The 24,182-nt window shown below is 56.5% G+C and carries 26 protein-coding genes; 20 read left to right on the forward strand and 6 right to left on the reverse strand.

Features of this window, described 5'->3' with window-relative positions:
* The first annotated feature begins 249 nt into the window (after positions 1–249).
* The 3 genes from J7382_RS02615 to rlmH all read left to right on the forward strand — a co-directional run bounded on the left by J7382_RS02615 (position 250) and on the right by rlmH (position 2,893).
* Positions 250–1,680, forward strand: coding sequence for a mechanosensitive ion channel domain-containing protein (locus J7382_RS02615; protein ID WP_209066912.1), 1,431 nt, complete (start codon positions 250–252; stop codon positions 1,678–1,680).
* A 305-nt stretch (positions 1,681–1,985) separates the two neighbouring features.
* Positions 1,986–2,369 (forward strand): ribosome silencing factor, encoded by a 384-nt coding sequence (gene rsfS, locus J7382_RS02620; RefSeq protein WP_223229161.1) that lies wholly within the window; start codon positions 1,986–1,988, stop codon positions 2,367–2,369.
* A 53-nt stretch (positions 2,370–2,422) separates the two neighbouring features.
* The gene (gene rlmH, locus J7382_RS02625) at positions 2,423–2,893 is read left to right on the forward strand and encodes a 23S rRNA (pseudouridine(1915)-N(3))-methyltransferase RlmH (protein WP_209067567.1); all 471 of its coding nucleotides are present in this window, start codon (positions 2,423–2,425) and stop codon (positions 2,891–2,893) included.
* Positions 2,894–2,920: 27 nt separating this feature from the next.
* On the opposite strand, the gene J7382_RS02630 is transcribed toward rlmH, so the two are convergent.
* Positions 2,921–3,619, reverse strand: a complete 699-nt coding sequence (locus J7382_RS02630) for a DUF599 domain-containing protein (RefSeq protein WP_058238552.1) — start codon at positions 3,617–3,619, stop codon at positions 2,921–2,923.
* A 161-nt stretch (positions 3,620–3,780) separates the two neighbouring features.
* Between J7382_RS02630 and J7382_RS02635 the strand changes: the two genes are divergently transcribed.
* From J7382_RS02635 to J7382_RS02650, 4 genes are all read left to right on the forward strand, one after another.
* On the forward strand, positions 3,781–4,572 hold the full coding sequence (locus J7382_RS02635) for a trypsin-like serine protease (protein WP_209066914.1): 792 nt from the start codon (positions 3,781–3,783) through the stop codon (positions 4,570–4,572).
* Positions 4,573–4,604: 32 nt separating this feature from the next.
* Positions 4,605–5,423, forward strand: coding sequence for a trypsin-like peptidase domain-containing protein (locus J7382_RS02640; RefSeq protein WP_209066916.1), 819 nt, complete (start codon positions 4,605–4,607; stop codon positions 5,421–5,423).
* 189 nt (positions 5,424–5,612) lie between these two features.
* Positions 5,613–6,086 (forward strand): Hsp20 family protein, encoded by a 474-nt coding sequence (locus tag J7382_RS02645; RefSeq protein WP_209066918.1) that lies wholly within the window; start codon positions 5,613–5,615, stop codon positions 6,084–6,086.
* Between the two features lie 153 nt (positions 6,087–6,239).
* Positions 6,240–7,442, forward strand: coding sequence for an MFS transporter (locus J7382_RS02650; protein ID WP_209066920.1), 1,203 nt, complete (start codon positions 6,240–6,242; stop codon positions 7,440–7,442).
* A gap of 55 nt (positions 7,443–7,497) precedes the next feature.
* Here the strand turns inward: J7382_RS02650 and J7382_RS02655 are convergent, their stop codons facing one another.
* A complete protein-coding gene (locus tag J7382_RS02655; protein WP_209066922.1) occupies positions 7,498–9,684 on the reverse strand; it encodes an esterase-like activity of phytase family protein in 2,187 nt (728 codons plus the stop codon).
* A 170-nt stretch (positions 9,685–9,854) separates the two neighbouring features.
* Here J7382_RS02655 and J7382_RS02660 point away from each other — a divergent pair, with 170 nt between their 5' ends.
* On the forward strand, positions 9,855–10,634 hold the full coding sequence (locus J7382_RS02660) for an alpha/beta hydrolase (protein WP_209066924.1): 780 nt from the start codon (positions 9,855–9,857) through the stop codon (positions 10,632–10,634).
* Here J7382_RS02660 and J7382_RS02665 read toward each other — a convergent pair.
* Positions 10,631–11,602 carry a P1 family peptidase gene (locus J7382_RS02665; protein ID WP_209066926.1) on the reverse strand — a complete coding sequence of 324 codons (972 nt, stop codon included), beginning with the start codon at positions 11,600–11,602 and terminating at the stop codon, positions 10,631–10,633. The genes J7382_RS02660 and J7382_RS02665 overlap by 4 nt on opposite strands.
* 229 nt (positions 11,603–11,831) lie before the next feature.
* Here J7382_RS02665 and J7382_RS02670 point away from each other — a divergent pair, with 229 nt between their 5' ends.
* Positions 11,832–13,040 (forward strand): aminopeptidase P family protein, encoded by a 1,209-nt coding sequence (locus J7382_RS02670; protein ID WP_209066928.1) that lies wholly within the window; start codon positions 11,832–11,834, stop codon positions 13,038–13,040.
* Positions 13,041–13,121: 81 nt separating this feature from the next.
* Here J7382_RS02670 and J7382_RS02675 read toward each other — a convergent pair whose 3' ends face one another.
* A complete protein-coding gene (locus J7382_RS02675) occupies positions 13,122–13,547 on the reverse strand; it encodes an organic hydroperoxide resistance protein (protein ID WP_209066930.1) in 426 nt (141 codons plus the stop codon).
* 123 nt (positions 13,548–13,670) lie between these two features.
* On the opposite strand from J7382_RS02675, the gene J7382_RS02680 reads away from it, so the two are divergent.
* The 11 genes from J7382_RS02680 to J7382_RS02730 all read left to right on the forward strand — a co-directional run bounded on the left by J7382_RS02680 (position 13,671) and on the right by J7382_RS02730 (position 22,521).
* On the forward strand, positions 13,671–14,135 hold the full coding sequence (locus J7382_RS02680) for a MarR family transcriptional regulator (RefSeq protein WP_209066932.1): 465 nt from the start codon (positions 13,671–13,673) through the stop codon (positions 14,133–14,135).
* 130 nt (positions 14,136–14,265) lie between these two features.
* Complete coding sequence (locus J7382_RS02685) at positions 14,266–15,342, forward strand: hypothetical protein (RefSeq protein WP_209066934.1); 1,077 nt, start codon at positions 14,266–14,268, stop codon at positions 15,340–15,342.
* 28 nt (positions 15,343–15,370) lie between these two features.
* Positions 15,371–15,907 (forward strand): hypothetical protein, encoded by a 537-nt coding sequence (locus J7382_RS02690; RefSeq protein ID WP_209066936.1) that lies wholly within the window; start codon positions 15,371–15,373, stop codon positions 15,905–15,907.
* Positions 15,908–15,971: 64 nt separating this feature from the next.
* The gene (locus J7382_RS02695) at positions 15,972–17,093 is read left to right on the forward strand and encodes a hypothetical protein (RefSeq protein ID WP_209066938.1); all 1,122 of its coding nucleotides are present in this window, start codon (positions 15,972–15,974) and stop codon (positions 17,091–17,093) included.
* 68 nt (positions 17,094–17,161) lie between these two features.
* On the forward strand, positions 17,162–19,099 hold the full coding sequence (locus J7382_RS02700; protein ID WP_209066941.1) for an ATP-binding protein: 1,938 nt from the start codon (positions 17,162–17,164) through the stop codon (positions 19,097–19,099).
* Positions 19,099–19,476: a hypothetical protein gene (locus tag J7382_RS02705; RefSeq protein WP_209066942.1), complete on the forward strand. Its 378-nt coding sequence runs from the start codon at positions 19,099–19,101 to the stop codon at positions 19,474–19,476. The genes J7382_RS02700 and J7382_RS02705 overlap by 1 nt, the downstream gene beginning before the upstream one ends.
* On the forward strand, positions 19,476–19,868 hold the full coding sequence (locus J7382_RS02710) for a hypothetical protein (protein ID WP_209066943.1): 393 nt from the start codon (positions 19,476–19,478) through the stop codon (positions 19,866–19,868). Before J7382_RS02705 ends, J7382_RS02710 begins: the two co-directional genes overlap by 1 nt.
* Before the next feature lie 9 nt (positions 19,869–19,877).
* Positions 19,878–20,231: a hypothetical protein gene (locus tag J7382_RS02715; protein ID WP_209066944.1), complete on the forward strand. Its 354-nt coding sequence runs from the start codon at positions 19,878–19,880 to the stop codon at positions 20,229–20,231.
* Complete coding sequence (locus J7382_RS02720) at positions 20,228–21,583, forward strand: DUF6638 family protein (protein ID WP_209066945.1); 1,356 nt, start codon at positions 20,228–20,230, stop codon at positions 21,581–21,583. The genes J7382_RS02715 and J7382_RS02720 overlap by 4 nt, the downstream gene beginning before the upstream one ends.
* Positions 21,584–21,595: 12 nt before the next feature.
* Complete coding sequence (locus tag J7382_RS02725) at positions 21,596–21,859, forward strand: hypothetical protein (RefSeq protein ID WP_209066946.1); 264 nt, start codon at positions 21,596–21,598, stop codon at positions 21,857–21,859.
* Positions 21,860–21,870: 11 nt separating this feature from the next.
* Positions 21,871–22,521, forward strand: a complete 651-nt coding sequence (locus J7382_RS02730) for a DUF1523 family protein (RefSeq protein ID WP_209066947.1) — start codon at positions 21,871–21,873, stop codon at positions 22,519–22,521.
* Here J7382_RS02730 and J7382_RS02735 read toward each other — a convergent pair.
* Together J7382_RS02735 and J7382_RS02740 are read right to left on the reverse strand one after the other, a co-directional pair.
* The gene (locus J7382_RS02735; RefSeq protein ID WP_209066949.1) at positions 22,518–23,393 is read right to left on the reverse strand and encodes a DmsC/YnfH family molybdoenzyme membrane anchor subunit; all 876 of its coding nucleotides are present in this window, start codon (positions 23,391–23,393) and stop codon (positions 22,518–22,520) included. The two genes, J7382_RS02730 and J7382_RS02735, sit on opposite strands and share 4 nt — an antisense overlap.
* Positions 23,393–24,154, reverse strand: a complete 762-nt coding sequence (locus J7382_RS02740; RefSeq protein ID WP_209066952.1) for a 4Fe-4S dicluster domain-containing protein — start codon at positions 24,152–24,154, stop codon at positions 23,393–23,395. Before J7382_RS02740 ends, J7382_RS02735 begins: the two co-directional genes overlap by 1 nt.
* Positions 24,155–24,182: the final 28 nt, after the last annotated feature.

Consider the following 24,182-nt stretch of genomic DNA (forward strand, 5'->3'; position numbering starts at 1 on the left):
AGCTAGAAGAAATGGCTGTCAGAAAGGCGCAGCGATGCTGTGCCGCAAGCTCATAGCGCGGCGACGACGGATTTCGACTGACCAAAGAATCGCCATGGCAAAAAGGCGCGGTCAGAGATGTCGTAGATGCGTTTCATATGATCCCAGTACACGGACAGGCGGATTCCTTCAAGCAGAAGCCACAGAGAAGTGACGCAGGGTGCAGAATGCTGCGTTGCCTCGACGCAGGCCCACGTGCAAGGATGATGCATGGAAGAAGAGCTCCAGACATCCGCCGCCGATGCCGTCGATCCCTCTGCGGTGACGGACGAGACCGAGTTGGATCGTATCGCAGGCGCAGAGCGCCACGTGCCTGATACGGACGTTCCGCAAGATAGCACCGAAACAACCGAGATCGCGCTGGGCATATGGGCGCGGTTGGTGGATTTCTCCGAGAGCCTGTTGCGCCCTTGGGCGGCCTATCAGGTGGTGATCGCGCTGGTCCTCATAGCAGTGGCCTATGGATTGGCTTTTGTTTTCAAACCGCGGTTTTACGCTTGGCTGAAGACGCGCGAGGGGTGGCCGAAATGGCGTTATCGCTATGCCATGATGATGCATCGGCGCATGGCGCTGTTTATTTTCAATGTGTTGATCTGGTTCACCGTGTGGGGGATGCGCGCGGCTACCTGGCCGAGCCGTTCCTACCTTCTGGTTGGGCTTGCCAATCTGGCATTGGCCTGGCTGGTGGTTGTTGTGGTGCTTCGGGTGGTGCAGAACACCACGCTCCGCGCTTTTTTGAGATACGGCGCCTGGATCTGGGTCACTTTGGTGCTGACTGGGCTGCGTGACGATGCCGTCTTGTTGATGGACAGCATGGCATTGGTGTTTGGCGAAACCCGGATTTCATTGTGGATGATCGCGCAGGCGATTTTGATGCTGGGCGTGACCTTCGCACTCACGCGGTTGGCCTCCCGACAGGCCGATGCACGGCTGATGCGCAGTGAAGACATATCGCCCTCCATGCGGGTTCTGTTTGGCAAGCTGCTACAAGTGTTTTTCTACAGTGCTGCCTTTTTTATTGGTTTGCGCATCATTGGGTTTGACCTGAAGGGACTGGCGTTTCTGACGGGTTTTATCGGCGTGGGGCTTGGCTTTGGCCTCCAAAAGGTGGTGTCTAACCTTGTGTCCGGGCTGATCATTCTGATGGATAAGTCTATCAAGCCCGGTGATGTGATCTCGCTTGGAGAAACCTTTGGCTGGATCAACTCTTTGGGAGCGCGCTACGTCAGTGTGGTGACAAGGGACGGGCGCGAGTTTTTGATACCGAATGAGGATTTGATCACCAATCAGGTGGTGAATTGGTCTCATTCCAACACCTATGTGCGGCTCGATATCTACTTTGGCACGGCTTACGGCGATGATCCGCATCAGGTGCGCAGAGTGGCGGTGGAGGCGGCCAAATCTGTTGAGCGGGTGCTGACCTATCCCAATACGCCTGTCTGCCATATCGTGAGTTTTGGAGACAGCAGTGTGGATTATATCCTGCGGTTCTGGATCAAAGATCCGACGGGTGGGCTGACCAACATCCGGGGCAATGTGTATCTGGCACTTTGGGATGCGTTTCAGGCTGAGGGTATTTCACTGCCGTTCCCGCAACGCGAGGTGCGGGTGCTCCAGGAGGCCGAGGACACCCCACGCTAAGATGTGCGATCATCAATGCCTTAACGTTTTTCCGAGGCCGATGGGGGCAGAAAATGAGTGCCATTGCGAGATTTTGCTCCGCAGCAATTGGAGGAGCAATGCTTCAACATGTCTTGGAGGGCGTTGGGGCGATGGAGATTTCGGTCTTTTGCGCATGGAAAATACGCGATTTTTAAGGGTTTTGCGGAATCCATCTTGCCTTTCGTTGAGAAAACGTCCAACCGGTGCTATCTTGAATTTATGCCCGGCACCGGGGCTGACGGGTGCGCTACAAGGAGGGCAGACTTCTGTCTTTGAACACTGACGTGGCAAATGCTGCTGACACAGGTCCGATTGTGACGTCGGACTCTTCGGATGCGACAAGCGAGGCACTGCTTGCCCGTATCCTCACCTCACTGGATGAAGATAAAGCTGAAGACGTGGCGCAGATTGATCTGCGCGGCAAAACGTCGATTGGCGATTATATGGTGATCTGCTCCGGGCGCTCTTCGCGTCAAGTTGTGGCGCTTGCCGAAAAACTGGTGGAACGTCTCAAACATGAGTTTGGCCGCGCCGCGAAAGTGGAAGGCAAGGACACAGGGGACTGGGTTCTGGTCGATACCGGTGATGTGATTGTACATATCTTCCGCCCTGAAGTGCGCGAGTTCTATCAGCTCGAAAAGATGTGGGTCCCCGGCGGCTCCGCATAAAGTTTCAGGCGGCCCTCTGATGATCTGGAGGGCCGGAAGGACAACGTATGGCACTGAAGGTGCATATCTGCGCCGTGGGGCGGCTCCGGTCTGGCCCAGAGCGCGACCTGCTTGACGATTACCTGACGCGGTTTGATCGCACGGGCCGGGCCCTGGGGCTTGGGCCTGTGGCGGTGCATGAGGTTGAAGATCGCAAAGGCGGCGGTATGGCTGCCGAGGCGAGCTTGCTGGAAGGGGTGATCCCCAAAGGCGCCGTCATCTGTGCGCTGGATGAGCGTGGCAAGGTGATGAGCAGCCCGGATTTTGCCACACAGATTTCTGGTTGGCGCGATGACGGGCGCAGCGATCTGGCGTTCGTGATTGGCGGTGCGGATGGGATCGATCCGAGCTTGCGGGCGCGGGTGGATGCCAAATTGAGCTTTGGCAAAATGGTCTGGCCACATATGTTGGTGCGCGTGATGCTGAGCGAACAGCTCTACCGCGCGGCCAGTATCCTGGCAGGCGCGCCCTACCACCGGGTGTAGCTGCGCACCAAGGCCGATTCCGCCGGTTTAACGTGGCTCTTTCAGCAGGGCAGCTCTGGATTGGGAGGCGAATTCACGCCGTCCCAGAACGATCACCGTGACCATTACCGCCAACAACAGGGCCAGCGGCCCGAGAATCCAGCAGATGGCGGCCAAGGCAAAATATATCGCGCGGATCCCGCGGTTGAAGCTGCGGGAGGCGGTGATGTTGATGGCACCTGCTTTCTGAGCGCGTGACAGGGCTGCGGGGTGCTCTGCGTCATTGGGCACAGCGGCCATCAGGACCGAGCAATAGCCGAACAGGCGATGTGACCAGACAAACTTCAGAAAGGCATTGCCGATGAAGAGCAGCACAAGCACCAGCTTGAGCTCCAAAACCAGCGCCGGCTCTGCGCTTTGGGTGAGGTCGCGGGTGACGCCTGCTATTTGATCAGTGTTGCCAATCAAGGCCACTAGAGCACCAATGGCGATCATGGAAGAGGAGGCAAAGAACGCCGTGCTTTGGCGTAGGTTCCCCATGATTTGGGCATCAAACACCCGCACGTTGCGCTCCACGTAATGTACCATCCATTCCTGCCGATAGAATGCCATGAGGCGCGACACAGACGGATGGTTTTTCGGTGGATTTTCAATGAGATGCGTTGTGATGATCCAAGCAAGCACAATCACGGCAACCGCGATGGCATCAAGTGTGGAAAACTGGGTGGAGAGCGTGTTTAGAGTCATGGGGCATACCATAGCGTCTTGCCTTTGCGCTTGCCAGACGCCCAAGAACCTTGGCGGGTTGTGTAATGATCTATCATTGGGTGTTGGCTTGCCCTAATTCCGCCTTAGCTTCGGGGTAGATCAAGGTTAATCAAACCAGAGCCCCTTCTGATGGAGATCCCATGCTGTTGCGTTTTACAGTGCTGTTCACGATGTTTTTGGCGTCTTTTGCCGCTGCGCAGGATTCGGGACTACGCCGTCTTGATACCGGAGAAGACAGCCGCCAATGGGGCGCGGTTGGGCGTCTGGAAATTGATGGGCGGGGATTTTGCACTGGGACTTTGATCGCGCCGGATCTGGTGTTGACGGCGGCACATTGTTTGTTTGCCAAAGGCAGCGGTGCGCCCCATGCGATTGGTGCAATTGAATTTCGTGCAGGCTGGCGCAATGGACGTGCGGAAGCCTATCGCACGGTGCGGCGCGCGACTGTTCATCCGAAGTATGCGCGGTCGGATACGGCATCGACTGAGAATATTAAGAATGATCTGGCGCTTCTTGAGCTGCATCACCCCGTGCGCAACACGATGATTGATCCATTTGAAACCACTGGTGGGCTGCGCAAGGGCTCTCAGATCGGGGTGGTGTCCTATGCGGTTGGGCGCGCAGAAGCCCCCTCCTTGCAAGAGATGTGTCAAGTGATGGGGCGTCAGCGCGGGGTGCATGTGCTGTCCTGCAATATCGATTTTGGCAGCAGCGGCGCACCGGTGTTTGTGTTTGATCGCGGCCAGGTGCGCATTGCGTCCGTGGTTGCGGCCAAGGCGGATCTGAAGGGCAGTAAAGTGGCGTTGGGTGCCGCGCTGGATCACAGCCTGCCCGAGCTTCTGGCAGCTCATGAGGCGGAGCCCTTTCAGGCGGCAGGTACGGCGTCTTTGCAGAAACGCAGCGCAACAGGGGCAAAGTTTATTCGCCCATAATCGGCGCGAACTGAGGTTTGGAGGAGATGGCGATGCGGGTCTTGGGATGTATGCTCTCTGTGGTTTTGAGCGTGATCACGCAACCTTTGGCCGCAGAGGAGCGTTTGCAGCCCTTGCTGCGCCGTGGTGATTTGCTGGGGTGGGAGGCGATAGGGCGCTTGGACGCCGCCGGCAACGGGTTTTGTACCGCCGCACTTATTGCGCCCGATCAGGTGCTGACCGCAGCGCATTGTGTGTTTGACGCAAATGGGCGCCTTCTGCCTGCGGACCAGATTATGTTTCGAGCGGGTTATGTTGAGGGGCAGTCCCTGACGGAGCGGCAGGTCAATCGCATCGTTGTGGATGCGGGCTATCAGGACAGTGCGGATGGCAAAATCAGCACCAGAATGATCCCGCATGATGTTGCGCTGTTGCGGCTGGCCTCTCCGATCTCAAGCTCGGAAGCGGATCCTTTTGCGATCCATGTGGACCCGCAGGAGGGAGAGAAAGTCTCTGTGCTGAGTTATGGTCGAGGGCGCAGTGAGCATCTGTCGTGGCAGCGGGACTGCTCCATTCTGGAGCGTGGCTGGGGTATTTTGACATTTGATTGCAACGTGACTTTTGGTTCTTCGGGAGCGCCTGTGTTTGTGCGCTACGGCAACCGGGTGCGGATCCTGTCGGTGGTCTCTGCGACCGGGGACAATCCAGAGGGGCAGAAGGTTTCCTTTGGCATGGAACTGCCGGAGGTTGTGGCCGAATTGAAGCGGCGTATGCGGGTTGGAGACAGGCCCGTGGCGCAGGCCCCAGCGGGGGTGAAACGTATCCAGATTGGCACACGCAGCACGTCTGGGGCCAAGTTTGTACGCCCCTAGATGTCTGTTAGTAATTTGATTTGTTTGTATTTTCTATTTTTCAAGCCGCTGTGAAAGACAGGGGGTTGAAACCCCTGTATCTGCGCATACCTCTGTTTCCGTAAGGCGCCGCAATCGGGTCTTACGCAACACCGCCTGTCCCTCGGGAAGGCATTTTACATATTGTTGTCGCTCAATGGAGGATAACCCATGCGCACTTTTGATCTGGCTCCGCTGTACCGGTCGACCGTTGGTTTTGATCAGTTGGCAAATATGATGGACCGTGTTCTGTCCAATGATGTCGCCCAGCCGAGCTACCCCCCGTATAATATCGAGAAGACCGCCAATGATGCCTATCGCATCTCTTTGGCTGTGGCCGGATTTGGCGCAGATGACCTGAGCATTGAGGTCAAGGAAAATGCGCTGATTGTGACCGCCAAGAAAGGCGATGACGCCAAGGATAAAACATATCTGCACCGTGGGATTGCCACCCGCGCTTTTGAACGGCGCTTCCATCTGGCGGATCATGTCCGCGTCACGGGCGCGAGCCATGAGGATGGCATGCTGCATATTGAGTTGCAGCGTGAAATTCCTGAGGCACTCAAGCCGCGTCGCATTGAGATTTCCACAGGCGCACCCAAGGCCGTGGAGCAGGATGTGGTGGACGCGAAGGCCGTCAACTGATCCGAAGAAACCAACTGACAGATCCTCCTCCCTTGCTGTCAGCCCCATGAAGGGGAGCGCGCGTTCCGATTGGGGCGCGCGTTTTTCGTTGGTTGCACTCTTAACATGTTCAGTTCAGACTGCGCCGATGATTTCTGACAGCAGGAGTAGCGCGTGAATTTGGGCGCTTTGAAATCGGCCAACTTTCGCGCCTATGTCTTTGGAGCTGCTTTTGGATTGCTGGCCATCTGGATGCAGCGCATTGCGATGGGCTGGCTGGCCTGGGAGATGACGAACTCTTCGAGTTTTGTTGGCTTTGTCGCCATGCTGTTGTTTGCGCCATCCATCGTGCTGTCGCCTTTGATGGGTGTCTGGGTGGACCGGATGAACGTCAAACATGCGGTCTTGGCTGTTCAAGGCTGTAACTTCCTGTTGTGCGGCGTGCTTTGGGCGATTGTAGCGACAGGTATGGAAACACCGTTTCTATTGGCGTTGCTCTCCTTGCTGATTGGCATGGTGATGGCCGCCAATCATCCGGTGCGCATGGCGCTGACGCCCCGGTTGGTGCGGCGCGAATATGTCGGGTCCGTCGTGACCATTGTGGCGATCAATTTCAATATTGCGCGTATGGTGGGGCCGGCGGTGGGCGGCGTTTTGATTGCAACGATTGGCGTGGGGCACACGCTTTTGGTGCAGTGGCTTTTGTTTGTGCCCTATCTGGTGGCTCTGTCGCGCCTGTCGCTGCGCCCACGTCGGGAGACTGGCAGTGCGCGGGAGCCGTTCTTTCAGGCATTGGCCGCAGGGGTGCGCTATGTCTGGCAGACCTCCGCGGTGCGGGAGGCCATGTTTGTGGCCGGGGTGCTGGCCTTGGTGGCGCGGGGCGCGCTGGAAGTCTTGCCACCGCTGGCAGATGGCGTCTTTGGTCGCGGGGCTGACGGGCTGGGCGTGTTGATGAGTGTCACCGGGGTTGGCGCAATTTTGGGTGGGTTTTCTCAGGCGGCCCTGCCACCGCAGGTGCCGGGGCGGCTGCCGTTGTTGACCCGTCTGGCGATTGTGTTTGGGCTTTGCCTTGTGGCGCTGCTTGGGTTGGTGAGCCATTGGCATATGGCGCTGGCCGTGGCGGCGGGCATGTCTTTTGTGACCACGGTGACCGCGATTTCAACGCAGACGGCGATTCAGCTCGATCTTGAGGATGATATGCGGGGGCGTGTGATGAGCCTTTGGGCTGTGATTGCAGCAGGCGGATCGGCGCTTGGCGCTGGCGCGATTGGCGGGATGGCGGATTGGCTGGGGTTTCAGGGCGCACTGGTGTGGTCGGGCAGTTTGGCTGCTGCCGGCGTGGCCGTTTATCTCATGTGGATGCGCCTAAAGGCATAAGCCCCGCTGCCGAGGAGGCAACGGGGCTCTGACTGGTCTGACGGGGAGAGTCTGATCAGTTGGCGGCAGGTTCGATATTGCCGATGTTCAGGAAAATGGTCTCACCGGAGTGGTCATCTACACCGTCATTGTCGGTTGAGAAAAAAGCGGTGCCATCTTCCAGAATGGCCAGACCTTCGACCTTGTCCAGAACATAGCCTCCGGTGGAGGTGAGATCCGGCAGCAGGTCACGCACCAGCGTTTTGGACACCACAGGCAGGGGGCCACCCAGGGGGGCAGGCACCATTTCGGAGGCTGGGATGCGGTAGATTTTCTTGGTTACGGCGCGGTGGTCGTGTTGATTGTCACGCTCCACAACATAGACCCAGTCCCCGTGGGCAACGATTTCTGAGAGACCGACCCAACCGGTTGCTGGCTCGGCTTTGGGGTAGTGCACGGCGCCCCATTCCTTTGTCTCAAGGTTATAGGCCACAAGCTTCACGTGGTTTTGGGGGTCGTCTTTCCATTCCCGCTGCACCGCCATCCAAAGGGTGCCGCCAATTCTGGTGATGCCCTCAAAGCCGAAGCGTTTTTCAACAGACATCAGCTCTGCGGGAAGGCCGATTTCGCCTTTGCGATCCTTAATCAGACCCTCTGCAGAGACATGGTAAATCGCATGAGGGACCACGCGGTCGGTGCGGCCTTCGGACGCCACGTAGAAGCCGCCTTTGCCATCAAGTGTGATGCCTTCCATGTCGATCTTCTGCGCAGGCGTGCCATTTTGGCGGTGGACGCGGATCACATCGACGATGCGGGCCGGTGTCTGGGTGGTGTCGATTTTGAAGATGGAGGGCTGGAAGCCATAGAAGCTGTCATTCACCGCCCAGACGATGCCGTCCTTGTCGGCAACCATGCCAGAGAGCGCGCCCCAGCCGATCAATTCATCGGCGCCTTCCGAGGTCAGATGCGGATAAGAGGCCGGTGCATTCTGATATTCAAAAAGCATCACATGCGCCCGCGCGCCGCCGTCTTCGATCAGGTCTTTCTCATTCGCCGAAATCAACAGGTTGCGCTCTGGAATGGCCACATAACCTTCTGGACCAACACCGGAGGGCAGAAGCTGCTTCAGAACAGGGGAGGCTGGGTTGGTGACATCATAAACCCCCACAACAGAGGCGCGTTCGGCCCCTACAAACACATAAGGTGTGCCGTTGAAACTGGCGAAGGTCACGCTCTCAGGCTCCACACCTTTGCTGTCAGAGCGTTTGTCCGGATAGTGACCGATCTGGATGATGGCTTTTTCAAAGTCGGTGCTGCTTTCGTACACAACGGTGCCGTCCTTGTGGAAGATGGTCCAGCCACGGGAGCCGCCATCCATATCGCCTTCGTTGGCGGTGGCGAAGTGACTGTCATCAATCCAAGTCACCGCATCCGGCTCACGCAGGCGGGCTTTCTGGCTCTCAGTGAAGATCAGGGCGCCGCGCTCGTCGGTGGCATCAATGCCGTCCAGATCCACCGCGCCTGCGGAGAAGTGAGAGATCACCTCACCCTCTTTGGAGACAACCACCATGTGGTTGTTTTCCTGTAGAGTCACAACCGTTTCCCCCAGCGCGTTGATCGAAACATACTCTGGTTCCGGATCTTCGGGGGAGACCTCTGCGAGGCCCGTCATATCGACCATGCGCAGCGTGTCACAGGCGAGCGCGCCATCAGTCAGCGAGACCATGGCCAGCATGCCCGCAGGCATTTGACCGGTGCGGCCATCGCCAAGGTCTTCGTCACGCTCGTTTTCAATGGCAACCGAAACAAAGCTCTGATCCGGTGCAATGGCGACGCTGTCTGGTTGACCGCCCAGATCACAAGAGGTGACGACGGTGCCGTCTGTGATATTGATGGCCTGAAGCACGCCGGAGGGCTGTGTATAGCTTTCAGAGGTGTTTACGCCGACGATGGCGACATCGCCGATGATGCCAACAGAGGTCGGCTCGCCCACAAGGGCCACATTGCCCAGGGGCTGGGGGCTGCTCGGATCGGAGATGTCGATGCGACCCAGCACGCCCAGCGGGCTGTCTGTATAGACCAGAGTCATGCCATCTTGGGTGGCGGCAATGATTTCCGGGGAGGTTTCGCGTTGGGTGTCTTCGCCTTCGGCCATGTTTTTGACAACAGGGAACGAGGCGATGCGGTTGAAGTTCATCTCGGCGGCGGCATGACCAGCGGTCAGGGCCAGCGCGGAGGTCAGGCATAGGTTGCGCAGCAACATTTTGCATCTCCATGTTGAATTCTGCGCTGGGCGTCGCATGGGGAGGTGACGCGCCTGTAACGGTGTCATGACAGATTTGTTAAAGGCCCGAGGCCCCCTCTCAAAAGCGGTTTGAGCTTGCCCCTGCTTTCGCGCAGAGTGCCAGATAGATCTGTTTGGGGGAGATTGAGATGGATTGGGATGATGCCTATTCCAATGGGGCGTATATTGCCGGGGCGGATGGGTTTCCACCGCGGTGGGCAAAAGAGGCGGCCGCATTTCGCGCTTCCGCAGGGGCGCAGGAGGATGTGGCCTACGGGGCTGGCGCGCGCCAGAAGCTTGATCTGATCACGCCAAAAGGTGCGGCCAAAGGGCTTTTTGTGTTTGTGCATGGCGGCTACTGGATGGCCTTTGATAAATCCTATTGGAGCCATCTGGCACGGGCGGCCGTCGCACAGGGTTGGGCTGTCGCTGTCCCGTCTTATGATCTGGCGCCTGAGGTGCGGATTTCTGACATCACTGGCCAGATTGCTGAGGCCGTGACCAAAGCCTCGGCAATGGTTGAGGGACCAATCGTCTTGGCGGGGCATTCGGCTGGCGGCCATCTGGTGGCGCGCATGATCTGCGCGGGTGTCTTGCGGGAAGAGGTTGCGCAGCGCATCACGCGCGTCATGCCGATTTCACCTGTTGCGGATCTGCGCCCGCTGATGCTGACCGCGATGAATGAGAAACTGCATTTGGATGCGGCGGAATGTGAGGTGGAAAGCCCGGTGTGGCAGCGCCCGCGCGCTGGCGTGGCGGTGACTGTTCTGGTTGGGGCGCAGGAGCGGCCTGTGTTTCTCGATCAGGCGCGCTGGCTGTCTGAGGCATGGGGCTGTGATCGCATCGTGGCAGGCGGGAAGCACCATTTTGACGTTATTGATGCTTTTGCGGATGCGCAGAGTGACGTGGCACGTATGCTGTTTGCCTAGGGATTCATGCAGGGCAGAAGATCGCCTGGCTTTGGCGTGGCGTGCCAGACACCCCGCGCAATGGCCCGCGCCAGACAGGTGGCGGCGGCATGACCTATCCACAATGTGTCGGCAGTCTCATTGGTGAGTGGTTTGGCATCGGTGCTGACGCCAAAGATCAAATCGCCGTCCATCGGGGTATGTGACGGGACCAAAGCGCGCGCCATGCCGTCATGGGCGGCTGTGGCCATGCGGGTGCATTGCGCCTGTGTCAATGCGGCGTCGGTGGCGACAATGGCGATGGTGGTGTTGTGGCTGGACAGCTTGGTATTGGGCGGTGTGGTCGGTGCGTCGGGCAACAGACCTGTGCCACCAAATTCGGCGTCGATCTCCCAAGGCGCCGCCCAGAAGTGTTGTCCATCCGGGGAGGCGTCTCCAAGCGCGTTCACGGCCACCAAGGCTCCCACAGTATGACCTGATGGCAAAATTATGGAAGCAGACCCAAGGCCGCCTTTGTGGGAGGCGAGGGTGCAGCCGGTGCCTGCGCCAACGGAGCCAAGCGCAAACTCTGTATCCGCCGCAGCCAACGCTGCAGTACCGAGGGCTTTATAAGGGTTGTCACCCCAGCTTTTATCGCCGCCATTGAGCAGATCGAACAGAATGGCACCGGGCACGATGGGCACGGTCTGCCCCCCAACAGGGAAGCCGCGCCCTTGGTGGCGCAGTGCATCTGCCACACCGGAGGCGGCATCCAAACCAAAGGCCGAACCGCCCGATAGGGTGAGCGCATCGACCTGCTGCACGGTTTTGTCCGGAGCCAGAAGATCGGTTTCCCGAGTGCCGGGGGCCCCTCCCATCACGCTGACCCCGCAGATGAACGGTGCTGCGCCAATCAGAACACTGGCCCCACTTTTGAGGGTGTCATCCTGTGCATGGCCGACGCGCAGGCCTGCAATGTCGGTGATGAGGTTGTTGGGTCCGGTTTGCATGGCAGCCTCCTGTGATGTCACCGTAAGCGCAAAAAACTTGGGCGCAAGGTTGTGCGCGCTTGGGTTGTGCCAGAATTTGCTTGTCCAATCCGGCATGATTTGTGCAATATCTGAACCAGCACTGGCGATGGCGTCGCCACATTCCAACACCAGGTGTGTAGCACCTGCGCGGAATGCGCTTTTATCTTACCAGTCCTGAACGCCGGGACCTCTTTGATCGGAGGTCGAAATGACTGCACGTCCTGAATTCTATCGTTTCCACAATGGTGAAAAAGCGCCTTTGCAATTTGCTGAGGCGGAATATGCCGCGCGCGTGGCGGGACTGCGCGCCATCATGACCGCGCATGGGGTGGATGCCGCCGTGTTCACATCGATGCATAATGTGTCCTACTATTCTGGTTTCACCTATTGTGCCTTTGGGCGGCCCTATGCGGTGGTGGTGACCGCCACGGATTGTGTGACTATCTCTGCAGGGATTGATGCCGGGCAACCCTGGCGGCGCTGTTATGGCGACAATATCACCTATACGGATTGGCAGCGCGACAATTACTGGCGTGCGATCAAATCCATCACGGGGGAAGCTGCGGCGATTGGCTATGAAAGTGACCACCTGACCATGCTGCAGCAGGGCAAGTTGCAAAGCTTCCTTGCACCATCAAAGATGGTGGATTTGTATGAGCCTACCATGCGCCAGCGTATGCATAAGAGTGCGGCGGAAATTGCGTTGATCCGGGCCGGGGCCGCGGTGGCCGATGTAGGGGGCTATGCGATCCGCGACGCCATCAAGGAAGGCGTGCGTGAGATTGACGTGGCCATGGCTGGGCGCGATGCGATGGAGCTTGAGATTGCCAAAAGATTCCCGGATGCCGAGTATCGCGACACTTGGGTTTGGTTTCAATCCGGGATCAACACCGATGGGGCGCATAACCCCGTGACCGCACGCAAATTGCAGCGTGGGGATATTCTGTCGCTCAATACGTTTCCGATGATCTCCGGCTACTACACCGCGTTGGAGCGGACGCTTTTTGTGGGCGAGGTGGATGATGCCAGCCTGAAGCTGTGGGAGGCCAATGTGGGGGCGCATGAGCTGGGCATTTCGTTGCTCAAGCCCGGCGCGAGCTGCGCTGAGGTGACGGAACAGATCAATGCGTTCTTTGCGGCGCGCGATTTGCTGCAATATCGCACCTTTGGCTATGGGCACAGCTTTGGTGTGCTGAGCCACTATTATGGGCGCGAGGCGGGATTGGAGCTTCGGGAAGATATTCCGACGGTTCTGGAGCCGGGTATGGTTATTTCGATGGAGCCGATGCTGACCATTGCGGAAGGTGAGCCGGGCGCGGGAGGATATCGGGAACACGATATTCTTGTGATCACAGACGACGGCAATGAGAATATCACCGGCTATCCCTATGGTCCTGAATTCAACGTTGTGGGGTGATCCAGCGGTCGCGCCCTGACGGGCGCGGCTCGATTTGGCCGCCCTTGAAAGGGCGGCCGGTTTTGCCCATGTTGAACACGCTTATGCCAACTCTGGTGTAATGTCGAGATTGCCACGTGTGGCATGGCTATAGGGGCAGGTGGCGTGAGCCGTGGCAATCAGTGCTTCTGCGGCTGTCTTGTCCATACCTGGCAGTGTCACCTTCAAGCCAACCTCCAGTCCAAATCCAGCATCTTCGCGTGGGCCAATGCCAACCGTTGCCGTGACTGTGGCATCCGCAGGTAGTGTGGTTTTTTGCTGCATGGCGATGAATTTCATCGCTGACAGAAAGCAAGCTGCATAGCCTGCTGCAAACATTTGTTCGGGGTTGGTGCCTTCGCCGCCCGCACCGCCAAGTTCAGCGGGAGTGGAGAGGACAGTGTCCAGCTTGCCATCCTGAGAGGTGACGCGGCCCTCGCGGCCACCAGTGGCGGTGGCAGAGGTGGTGTAGAGTGTGGATTGCAGCATGTGAGTCTCCATAATATATCGTGCACGATTTAATATGGGGCGATTTAGATAGTTGGCACGAGATTCGTCAAGTCTTGTGATTTAATCGCGTGCGATTTAATGTCTCAGTGAAGGGGATTTCTAATGTCGAGCGATGCGCACTCTATTCTGGATCGGATGCTGTGCTTTGAAGTTTATAGCACTGAGCATGCTTTTGCGCGCCTCTACAAAGCGCTCTTAGCGCCTTATGGGCTGACCTATCCTCAGTTCCTGGTCTTAGTGTTGCTGTGGGAGCAATGCCCTCAGACTGTGAACGGCTTGGGGGGACAGTTGGGGCTGCAAAGTAGCACGCTGACTCCCCTTCTTAAGCGGATGGAGAAAGCCGGGCTTGTGGTTAGAACGCGGGACCCGGAAGATGAGCGCCGTGTTCGTGTGTCTGTGACGGCAGCAGGAAAGGCACTGCGTGCGAATGTCCATGACATCGGCCGCTGTGTCGCCGATGCGACGGGCATGGAAGAGGCTGAGTTGTTTGATTTGATGCGCAGCTTACGCAGATTGCGCAGTGGCTTGGAACAAAGTGTTACGTCTGGCACCCGTCTGACTGATTGAGTGAGAGTAAGCCACCCTTTCTTTTGTTGTGCACATTTGCAACAGTTGCACCGATTTAGAGGCGAGGTGGATGTAAATGCTTATAACATTCCCCATGTCTGTCTCAACGTATTGATACAAGGAGTGTTTTATGGCGAATTTTGAAGCGCAAATGCGTGAATCTCAAGCGCAGGTGGCAGAGGCGCAGACTAAAATTGCAGAATTGACAGGTCGGATTGATGCGGCGCGGGCCAAGATGAAGACTGATACAGATGTTGCCATTGATATCGAAAATGCCACATTGGACGATGTGCACGCGCATACCGAGGTGATGAATGCCAATATTGCCGAGCTAATTATGGGGCTCGATGATGTCACAGCGGCATTTTCTAAAGATTTTGATCAGATGAGAGACAAAACCGGCTGGGAGAGCTTTGTGGGCATCTTCAGTCGTGGCAAATCCGAATCCATGCGGGCGGAGCGCATCAAGACTGCCAATATTGATGACAAGCTGCAGGATCTGATTGCGAAATCTGATGTGATCACCAGACTACTGGAAAGCCAGCTTGCCGTTCTGGAGGAGCAGAAGGTGAAGGTTGAAGCCAATCTGACCGAGACGCTGGACGAGCGGGAGTTTACCGTGGGCGAGCTGGAAAGCCTGCGGACGGAGATTTTGGGCATGGACCCCAATATCATCGAGATTGAGAATAAGATTGCGGTGGAGCAGGATGCCGCCGCGCGGACCAAGCTTGAGACCGAACTGGCTGATCTCAACAAAGCTTACAATGAACTGGTGCAGCAAGAGCAAGTGAAACTGGCCAAGAGTCAGACGCTGGAACGGTATATTGAGAAAGGCAAAACCTGGGTCGACAGTCTGCAGAACCAAGCAGCGACGCAGATGGTGCTGATTAACAAGCTGCAAACAGACACCAAGCAACGCGTGGTGCTGTATGATGCATTGACCAAATCGTTGAAGACCGCCCAGCAGCAGGACATTGCGCACCGCATCAATGAGATTGGTGTGGAAACTGACAAGGAGGCGCAGGCCTCCATGGCGGCGATTGGCACGGCGACCAACCAGCGTATGGCGGACATGATGGAAGCCCATGAGGAGCATATGGTGTTTGCGCGTGACGTGTTGGAGGCGAAATCCAAGGCGGATGAACGCTTTGCACGGCGGTTCCAGAAGATCGTCGAGAAGCACGATAAGAACCTGTATGGGGCGTGATTGTATCGGGTTGGAAGGACATTAGGCTATGCATCCTATGCTGCGATTTGCATTCTACCTTCCCGGCCTGATCTTGATCCTCGGAATAGTCTTTCTAATGATGCTGCATGATGGGCTGTTTCCGAAGTCGTTCCGCGACACTCTCGTGCCTAAGTTGGAGATATGGGCACCAGTTGTTTTTCTAGTCCCAATCGCGTGGTTTTTTTGGCGTGTTCTTCGAAGTTTAGTTTTTTGGTTTGTGCCGGCAACGCATCCTCTAAAGCTTGCCGATACTAATACCGATCGACCGGTTTCAAGTTGGCGAGCTGCCGTGGACCAAGGACTCGTTGTTCTGCCAGGATACGCGTATAAGCTTCAGTATTGGATGTGGGCGTTCATTTTGATTGGATGGCTTGGAGCGGGATTTTTGCAAAAGTTTTGGCCTCAGATACTCGGTATTGTGGCTTTCTACGCATCAGAGTTTCATCTTACTAAGTTGGCGGTAAGTCGGTTGCCGGAAGGTGTTACATTACCGAAAGAAAAAGACCCATTTTGGAGTGCTGATATTGGCTCTTCTGATGAATAACATTCAGTTCCAAAAAAGTTCGAGACAGTAGGAACCGCAATAAGAGGTACCTCTGCGAGGGAAAATGACCGACACAACCAAAGACCACATCGCTCTGATGGAGACCCGCGCGTCGCGGCGGTATTTTCAGAAGTTTGCGCGCATCACGGAGCATCTGACACAGGTCGCTGCGGCGCGGGCAGCTGAGGGGGCGCTCGGCAAAAATGAGGTGGAAATCCTCACGCGGTATCTCGCGGCTATTGGCTATACCTTTAAAGCGCTGAGCATGAAGTATCTGCTGGTGGGGCGGCAGACCGGGCAGTTCTTTGGCAGCCTCGCGATGGACGCGGTGGAAAGCGGCTTTCCGATGTTCAATGAGCTGTTGGTGATGGCCAATGATGCCCAGCAGGCAGAAAGCCATCTGCGCAATATGCCCTCTGCGGAACAGCTTAAAGAGGGCATGCTGCGCAGCATTATTGGCGATCAGGACATTCCCACAAAGCTGCAATTCGCATTAAGTCAGCGGCTTTATTATGAGGAACTGCTCAAGGGGCAGCTGTTCTGGGCGCAGAACCATCCAGAGGTGCGCTGGCTGGGCAATCTGTCGGAGCGGCGGCGTAAATTTCTGTTGCATTGGGCGGTCTATGACAGTCAGGTCAACCTGCCGACGATCTATATCCTGGATCTGGAAGACACCGGACGGCGGGCACTGCCCAAGGATGAGCGGCGCTGGCCGGAGGTGCAGGCGCATCTGATGGCGCAGGCGGTTGCAGGGTTGAAGCTTGTGACCATTGCCAAGGGCTTTGATGAGAGCTTTGACGATCTGCACCCCAAGCGCTTGCGGCGTATTCACGTGGGGCCGATGTATTCCAGCGCCTTTACACGGCAATCCGGGCCAATTCGTGAGGTTCTTGAGGCGGCGCGGGCACCTGAGGGTGAAGATTGGACATTGGCTTGGACCACAGAAGATCTGGTCAGTGAAAGTGTAAAAGATGAGCGCTCCGGCTGGTTTGGCTCAGTAGAGCGAGAGGTCTTTGCTCTGGATCCTTTTGCCGGTCGGGCTGGTGACACCGGGGCAACGCGCATGGAGCGGGCGATCATTCTGCCGCAACGACCGTTTCAGGCATTGGAAGAGCTAAATCCTCCCGGATTTGGCAGCGTCAAAAAATATGTGGTCAGCCCCCAGGGAAGGGTTTTGAGATATTGATTTGGTCCTGAAGGCCGAGCCTGCGGTGCGAGTAATTTGAGACAGAAGAAGTTTGAGGACGCAAAACGATGAGCCTGATGAGCGATCAGATGGAGCTGCGCGAAGAGGATATTCGCAAACATTATGACGCGGCTGTGGGGATGTTGGATGGGTTTGATCACACGCCCCGCATTGCCAAGGGTAAAGAGACGGTAGCACAGCCGGAGCGCTCCAGCGGGATTGGCACGCGGCGGCGGTTTCGCAGCACCACGCCGGGTTTGGTGACCCGTTCCACGGCGCGCCCAGAGGGGGTGCATCTGGTGGAGCGTATTGAGGGGGCAGGGGCGGAAGATCCGCTGGTGTCCCCGGTTCAGGCCAATGTGCTGCATGGGCTGCGGCGCGCCTTGGCAATTGCGTTGGCGGTTGGGGAGAATTTTGCCGAGGCCGCGGGCTTGGCAGATCTGAAGCGGGACAATCTTGCGGGCGCGCTTGGTGCGGATAAGAAGACGGCGTTTTCCGAACTTTTGGCGGCGGAGGCTTTGGCGGTCACTTATGTTTTTGCCAATGCAACCTCGTTTCTGTTGGCGCCCTTGTTGGGGGAGACCCAGGTTGAGGTTGGTGAGGTTGAGGAAATCCTTACCGATAATGCACTGTTGGCGCTGCACGGCGCGTTGTGGGAGCTTGATCAGGATATTGCCGCGTTGGTCAGCCGGGAGGATCAGTTGATCGCTTGTGTTTGTGCCTATGCTGAGCAGTTGATGGAGAAGCTGGCTTTACGGGCGCAGAACGCGCCGCAGCTTGGGGCCTTTGTGGGGGTTAGCTGGAAGGTCGAGGCGGATGATCTGACGATCAACGGGTTTACGCCTGCGCGGGTGGCCAAAGGCACGACGCTGACCATGAGTTTCAAAAAGCCCAATGAGGTGGTGGGCAATCACATCGCCAAATATCAGGCCATGAAGCTGGCCAAGATGTTGATGGCTTATGATTTCGACCGGCGGCTCAACCCCTTTGCTGAACTGGGTGGGTTTATCTTTACCTTTATGGGCGATGGCGCACCGGGGACCGGGAAAACCACGCTTATTCAGATGATGGCTGGGTTGATCAACGATTATTGTCAGGTTGCGGGCTATGCCTTTCGCTATCAGAACTTTGGCATCGACAATATCGACAGTTATCAGGGCAAGTCTGGCCAGAATGCCAAGTCTTTTGTGGCCAATGTGCTGGATCCGCAGGTGATAGGCTTTGGCACAATCGACGACATTGATCAGATCGCAGGCAAACGTGGCGATCGGCAGAGTTCGGCGGGTCAACAAGAGGTCACCGCGGTCTTTATGGAAGCCTTTGCTGGAGCCAATACGGTGGTGCGGGGCAACTGCACTTTTGGGATGTTCTCCAACTATCCTGAGAATGTGGATGATGCGCTGCGCCAGCGGGCCGGGGCGCGGTTCCTGGTGGATGGGCCGCAAACACGGGAGGACTACATCGACATCCTTGCGCTCTTGATGGGTAAGAACCATGACATCGCGCTGGGGGATCATGAGCTGTTTGAGGCGCAGGCCATTCAGAAAGCTGTGGCAGCAAGCTTTGAAAGCCACAATCGGCCGCATGAGGAAGGCCTGCTCAATGTCTTTGACAAGGTGCATGGGCAGGTTGGTGAGCTGGACACTATTGCCAAGATGGGCACCTATCTGAAAGCCATTCAGGAAGCGGATCCGCGCTTTACCGGGCGGGCGATCAAGAACATCACCGATGCAGTCAAAGTGCGGGCGATGGATTTTGAACTGCCCGACGCATGGATGGAGCAGCCGGAGCTTTTCCTGACCAAAGACTATGACACCAAGAAAGCCATGATTGGCGAACTGCGGGTGCCAATCACCACCGACATGGTGGTGCAGGAGATCAACCGCTATGCGGACAGTGAGTTCCGCTATGCTGATAAATCCGATGAGGTGGCGATTGCCAATATGGTGCGCGACATGCAGCGGTCTGAGGCGGCGAAGCGGCGGTATCTGGAGGGCAAAGCCTAGTGTTTGTGATCGACAGCATAGGCTTCTGGAACACGGCGGTGCCTCTGGGTGTGCTTGCGCTCTTGGCAGTGCTGTTGCCACGCCTGCTGGTGGATCGCGAGACGCGGTCCCATGGCAAGGTGATCCATGGGATTGCCCTGTCAGCGGGGTTTTTGCTGGCCATTGGGATCTTGGTTTCTGTGGTGGTTACACAGATGCGCGGGTTTGAGGCGCTGGGGCATTTTGAGATTGATCCCTTTGGCGCGCTCTGGGTGCATTTACGACTGTCCTTGATGGCGGGGATCGTCTGGCTGCCGCTTTTGGGGTTGGCGTGGTTTGGCCATGCGCAGGCTGTTGAAACGCGGCGTGGGCGGGATCAGGTGTTGGAGGATCGGTGATGATAGCGCTTCTCTACGCATTCTATTTTGTTGTCTTCGGATCTATTTTGGGGCTGCTTCTCCTTGCATGGTGGGTCGGTCGCGAAAGAAAAAAGCTGCCCGTGGGAGAAACGTTAGACCTAAGGTTTAGAGTACCGTTTTTGCTCTCTGTCGCTTTACTCTTTGTCTATACGGCGTTGGGGCATGGCAGTGCTTTCAACGATTTTGAAATCAACTCCCTTGATCGCCTCTGGATGGCTGGACTTGGATTGCCTTTATTGATGATTGTTCTGGCCATTGCTGAATGGTCTGTTTGTGAGCGGCATCAATCGAGAGATCAGAAAATCGGAGAAATGCGATGTTTAAGCGCCTGGGGGCAGTACTCCCCAAGGGGAGTGCGAAATGCTGAATAACGGTGCTCTATGATCGGACTAGTTGCTCTATTTTTGCCTTTGTTTTTAGGTGTCGCCTTGGCTTTTGCGATGTGTGGTAAGGCGCAGAAAGCATCAAGGAAAGCCCTGAAAAATAAATCATTTTTCCTTCTTGTTGCGTTAAGGCAACTTGGCCTTGGGGCCATCGTCGTCGTCGCAGCTGGCATTGTGCTTGCGCTTTGCTTTGCTTCGTTGACGGATACCTTGGATGGTCATGCAGATGCCCCGCAGTTTTGGAGATACGCGCGTTTTCAAATGATGATGATATCGGTTTTCTTTGTTCCTGCGTTAGTCTTAGCTTTGGCGTTGGGAAGGCAAAAACGTTTTGGCGAGGATGACATATGAAGCGTCTCATTGAACGTGGCCTGATGTTTGGCAATCTGATCGAGGTGGCCTCGCCTGTTCTGGTGGAGCGGTACAATCGTGCGCTCAAACATCTGACGGGCAAAACCACCAGCCTCACCGATTTTCACATCGATATTTCGGGCTTTAGCCCGGAGATCGGCGATGAGCTGGATGATCCGCTGTATCTCAACCACGGGGGCTGTAACCGGCAGTTTATTTTGCTCACCACCGAGCAGAAAACTGCGCCGTTGCTGAATGCGAAGTTCTCAACCAGTCGGGACATTCTGCGCCATTTTATCGAGGAAAACGAGCCGCAGCTCTTTGCGCTGACTGCGCGGGATGCGGTGGCGGGTGAGTTGGTGAACTCGGTGTTCTCAGTTAGCGAACCCAGTCGGTTGATGGACATCCGCAAGGTCACCATTGAGGCGGACACAACAGAAGGCACGCTGCGCGATGCGGAAAAGCTGGGTCAGCTGGCGGATCGGTTCACGCAGGAGGAAGACGGCTGGTTTGATGATGTGCTGATAGCGGAGATGATCACGCTGGCGAAAAAGACCGGAGATGTGACGCGCAATCCAGTGACGCTCCAACATATGGAATTTGATCAGCAGGATTACTGGACCGCGCATTTTGGTGGGGTTTATCTGTTTCGGGGCTTGGCGCATCCGGCGGTGATCACCGCCGGGGATAAGGCCGATCTGGGCAAGTTGGCGATCAAATATACCTTTGATTTTAAAGACCGAAATCAAATCGCGAAGTTTCTGGATTACAACGATCTGGCCGAGCCAATTGTGAAAGCACGCGGCGTCGATGGCAGCGCGATTTTGCGTCAGAAGATGGATTTCATTGTCGTGGATGCTGCGCAAGAAGCGGGGGTAGACCTGACTGGCGCGACACGCAGCGACATTCGCAGACTGGCGCGCAATCATGCAGACCGATTGCCGCCGGAATATCACGCGCTGCGACAGATGGTGGATTGGGCAGATAACAATGGCAAATGGCCCAAGGTGACCAGCGACCATCCGGCTTATTTCTACACCCTGCGGGCCACGGATACGGATCAGGCTGATTTGGTGAATATGCTGCTTGCAGAACTCGCCCCCAAAGATATCCGTCAGCTGTTTATCTGCCACAAAGAGGCGTTTTATCGCCTGTATCGCGGATGGTCAGAGACCAAGAAAAGCTTTGTCGTAGACTTTCTGGAGCGGGAATATCTGGTGGATAAAGTGGGCGCACGTGAAGCACTGTTTGGCTTTGACACGCCATTTGAAATGCCACGGGTATCTCGTCGTCGAGTCAGCGATGATATGATTGCGCGTGTGGGCCCTTGGGGTGCAGTAGGGCGAACTTAAGGAGGGCACAGCATGGCACTTGTGAGATTGATGGTGATCGGCTTTGTGGTGCTGACGGTGATCTATGTCTGCCTGTCATTCTATTCTCGTGCGGTACGGCGCGGCAAACTTAAGGCGCGATGGGAGAAAGAGGGCATGACAGGGGATCGGGATGCCTTTATTGCGCAGGGTCTTGAAGAATATGATGGCTCTTTGCGTCGCAAATTGATCTTAGGTGTCTATATCGTTCCTGTTACGCTTGTGGCGATCCTCATCTACGTGATCAACTTTATGTAAGGGCAGCTTAAATGGTTTATGCTAAATGGATTTTCCGGGTCCTCGTTTGGGGCGGTTTGGCAGCTTGGCTGCACTATACGCTGCCACAGCATGATGTGGTGCGGGTTGTTGGCACCTATGAAGAGCGGCAGGAATTGGGAGACTGGACGCGGATTTTCTGGTCTAAACCAGACACGCAATCCGAAGGGTTGGTCAACCGGGATGTGCAGTTCATTCAGGCCTTTGATGCCAATGAAAATGCGCGGGTCTATCGCAATGAAGATACGGGTTGGAGCTGGCCTCCCTATTTCAAGTTTGACACGGCCAACCTCTATACAGAAGCGAGTGATCTGGTGTCCACCAAGGCGGATCCTGAGTGGGTGGTGATCACACATTATGGCTGGCGCAACGAGTTCTTTTCCGCCTTTCCCAACGCGGTGGGGATCAAACCTGTAGCCGGGCCGGATGTGACCATCATTCCATGGTTCAACATCATTTTCCTGACACTTATGGCGGCGCTTTTCTGGGCGGTCTATGTGCGCTGGCGGCGGTTCCGCGAGGCGCGGATCGACCCTGTGCTCGATGATGTGGCGGACAGCTGGGATGCCGCTGGCGACAATATCACCGAAAAGCGCGGCCGGTTCCGCGCCTGGCTTGATACCTGGCGCGGGAAGGCGCGTTAACGCATGCCGTAGTAGAGGCCGACCACATGTTCGGCCTCTGCAAAGAACAGCCAGCGGGATGTGGCAACGCCTGCGATATGGCTGAGTACAGCAATTCCAGCCAGGATGTGGCTGAAGGGTAGAAGCGTCAAGATCACCAAGGGCAGTGCGAAGGTGAGCACAAAAGCAATCACACGCAGTTTCTGGGCGTGTTTGCGGCCGATCACATAGATGAACTCCTTGACCAGATAGTTCGGCGCGGTGTGTGGATGCGCCATAGAACGCACAGTGCCGCGGTCGCCCAATCCTGTGGCGGTGCCCATATCTGTGCCGCTACTGGTTAGCGCGCTGTCGCCCCTTATCCACCAGAGGATTTGGATGACAGCCGCGATGGCCAGCAAGACGATGGCAATCGTGATGCGGCCTGACAACAGAGCCCCCCCTGCCAGCGAGAAACTGAGGTACAGTGCTGGCGTTAATGGGGTTTTCCAACGCGGGACAGTATCGAGCTGGGCATAGATCATCGAAGTCGTAAAGACAGTCAGCAGTGACAGTAGCGCTCCGATCCAGCCTAAGATCACGATATGTGTGGCAAAGAAGATCAGGCAGAGCGCGTAGAGCCCCATGAGGCAGAGCGCGGCGACGGCACAGATGCCCTCGCGACTGAGCCAACTGGTCCGCCATTGGCTAAGCGCACGCCAGGCGCGTTCTGGGTGGCCAAGGTGGAAGGTAGAGGACAAAAGCCCGCCCACCGCCAAAGCAAAGCCTATGAAAAAGAAAGCAAAAGCCACTCCGCCTGTTGGGGGCGTCAGATCGATGCCAAGCCAGAATAGAAGGCCGAACCCAAGACCAGAGAGGGTGGAAAAGATGATGACGGATGGTGCGGGATGCATCAGGCAGACCCTCCGGGCAGTTTATCCAGCGCTTTGTCGAGCCATCCGAGGAAACCGGTCGGCTCTTCGGCCACAGGTTTCAGAAGCGGAGCCAGAAGGCTCTGATCATCCCAGGAATCCTTGGGTCTTGGGGGCAGATATTTGTTCACAGGTTTGGTGCCCATTTCCGGCATGAGGTCGAATCCGCCTCTGCTTTCAACAAGTTGGCTGACGTCTGAATTTGGATCAGACAGGTCGCCGAAGTGGCGAGCGCCTGCGGGGCAGGTGCGCACGCAGGATGGAATTTGGTCTTCCTCGGGCAGGTTTTCATTGTAGATGCGATCGACACACAGGGTGCATTTCTTCATCACACCCTCTTCCTGATCCAACTCACGCGCGCCGTAGGGGCAGGCCCAGGCACAAAGGCCACAGCCGATGCAGTGATCCTCATTGACCAGAACAATGCCATCCTCAACCCGTTTGTAGCTGGCCCCTGTAGGACAGACGGTCACGCAAGGTGCGGTTTCGCAATGTAAACAAGACTTTGGGAAGTGGACGGTCTGCGTTGTGCCGTCCTCGGGCTGTACCTCATAGCTGTGTACGCGGTTGAGGAATGTGCCCATGGGTTCTGTGCCATAGGGGCGTTGATCAGACAAAGGCGCGCCGTAGTTTTCCGTATTCCAGCCTTTGCAGGAGATCACGCAGGCGTGGCAGCCAACACAGGTGTCCAGATCGATCACGAGGCCGAGCTTGCGGTTGGTTTGGGTTGGGAGATCAGTCATGTTTTGACCTCTGTATTGTGTCGGTATT

Source organism: Shimia sp. R11_0 (genome assembly GCF_017744035.1).
In the GTDB taxonomy this organism is placed as follows: domain Bacteria; phylum Pseudomonadota; class Alphaproteobacteria; order Rhodobacterales; family Rhodobacteraceae; genus Shimia; species Shimia marina.

What these genes read in the sequence shown, in the direction of transcription:
- J7382_RS02615 (WP_209066912.1), top strand. Translation starts at nt 250, where the DNA reads ATGGAAGAAGAGCTCCAGACATCCGCCGCCGATGCCGTCGATCCCTCT.
- J7382_RS02630 (WP_058238552.1), bottom strand. Translation starts at nt 3,619, where the DNA reads ATGACTCTAAACACGCTCTCCACCCAGTTTTCCACACTTGATGCCATC.
- J7382_RS02635 (WP_209066914.1), top strand. Translation starts at nt 3,781, where the DNA reads ATGCTGTTGCGTTTTACAGTGCTGTTCACGATGTTTTTGGCGTCTTTT.
- J7382_RS02640 (WP_209066916.1), top strand. Translation starts at nt 4,605, where the DNA reads ATGCGGGTCTTGGGATGTATGCTCTCTGTGGTTTTGAGCGTGATCACG.
- J7382_RS02645 (WP_209066918.1), top strand. Translation starts at nt 5,613, where the DNA reads ATGCGCACTTTTGATCTGGCTCCGCTGTACCGGTCGACCGTTGGTTTT.
- J7382_RS02655 (WP_209066922.1), bottom strand. Translation starts at nt 9,684, where the DNA reads ATGTTGCTGCGCAACCTATGCCTGACCTCCGCGCTGGCCCTGACCGCT.
- J7382_RS02660 (WP_209066924.1), top strand. Translation starts at nt 9,855, where the DNA reads ATGGATTGGGATGATGCCTATTCCAATGGGGCGTATATTGCCGGGGCG.
- J7382_RS02665 (WP_209066926.1), bottom strand. Translation starts at nt 11,602, where the DNA reads ATGCAAACCGGACCCAACAACCTCATCACCGACATTGCAGGCCTGCGC.
- J7382_RS02670 (WP_209066928.1), top strand. Translation starts at nt 11,832, where the DNA reads ATGACTGCACGTCCTGAATTCTATCGTTTCCACAATGGTGAAAAAGCG.
- J7382_RS02675 (WP_209066930.1), bottom strand. Translation starts at nt 13,547, where the DNA reads ATGCTGCAATCCACACTCTACACCACCTCTGCCACCGCCACTGGTGGC.
- J7382_RS02680 (WP_209066932.1), top strand. Translation starts at nt 13,671, where the DNA reads ATGTCGAGCGATGCGCACTCTATTCTGGATCGGATGCTGTGCTTTGAA.
- J7382_RS02685 (WP_209066934.1), top strand. Translation starts at nt 14,266, where the DNA reads ATGGCGAATTTTGAAGCGCAAATGCGTGAATCTCAAGCGCAGGTGGCA.
- J7382_RS02690 (WP_209066936.1), top strand. Translation starts at nt 15,371, where the DNA reads ATGCATCCTATGCTGCGATTTGCATTCTACCTTCCCGGCCTGATCTTG.
- J7382_RS02695 (WP_209066938.1), top strand. Translation starts at nt 15,972, where the DNA reads ATGACCGACACAACCAAAGACCACATCGCTCTGATGGAGACCCGCGCG.
- J7382_RS02700 (WP_209066941.1), top strand. Translation starts at nt 17,162, where the DNA reads ATGAGCCTGATGAGCGATCAGATGGAGCTGCGCGAAGAGGATATTCGC.
- J7382_RS02710 (WP_209066943.1), top strand. Translation starts at nt 19,476, where the DNA reads ATGATAGCGCTTCTCTACGCATTCTATTTTGTTGTCTTCGGATCTATT.
- J7382_RS02715 (WP_209066944.1), top strand. Translation starts at nt 19,878, where the DNA reads ATGATCGGACTAGTTGCTCTATTTTTGCCTTTGTTTTTAGGTGTCGCC.
- J7382_RS02720 (WP_209066945.1), top strand. Translation starts at nt 20,228, where the DNA reads ATGAAGCGTCTCATTGAACGTGGCCTGATGTTTGGCAATCTGATCGAG.
- J7382_RS02725 (WP_209066946.1), top strand. Translation starts at nt 21,596, where the DNA reads ATGGCACTTGTGAGATTGATGGTGATCGGCTTTGTGGTGCTGACGGTG.
- J7382_RS02730 (WP_209066947.1), top strand. Translation starts at nt 21,871, where the DNA reads ATGGTTTATGCTAAATGGATTTTCCGGGTCCTCGTTTGGGGCGGTTTG.
- J7382_RS02735 (WP_209066949.1), bottom strand. Translation starts at nt 23,393, where the DNA reads ATGCATCCCGCACCATCCGTCATCATCTTTTCCACCCTCTCTGGTCTT.
- J7382_RS02740 (WP_209066952.1), bottom strand. Translation starts at nt 24,154, where the DNA reads ATGACTGATCTCCCAACCCAAACCAACCGCAAGCTCGGCCTCGTGATC.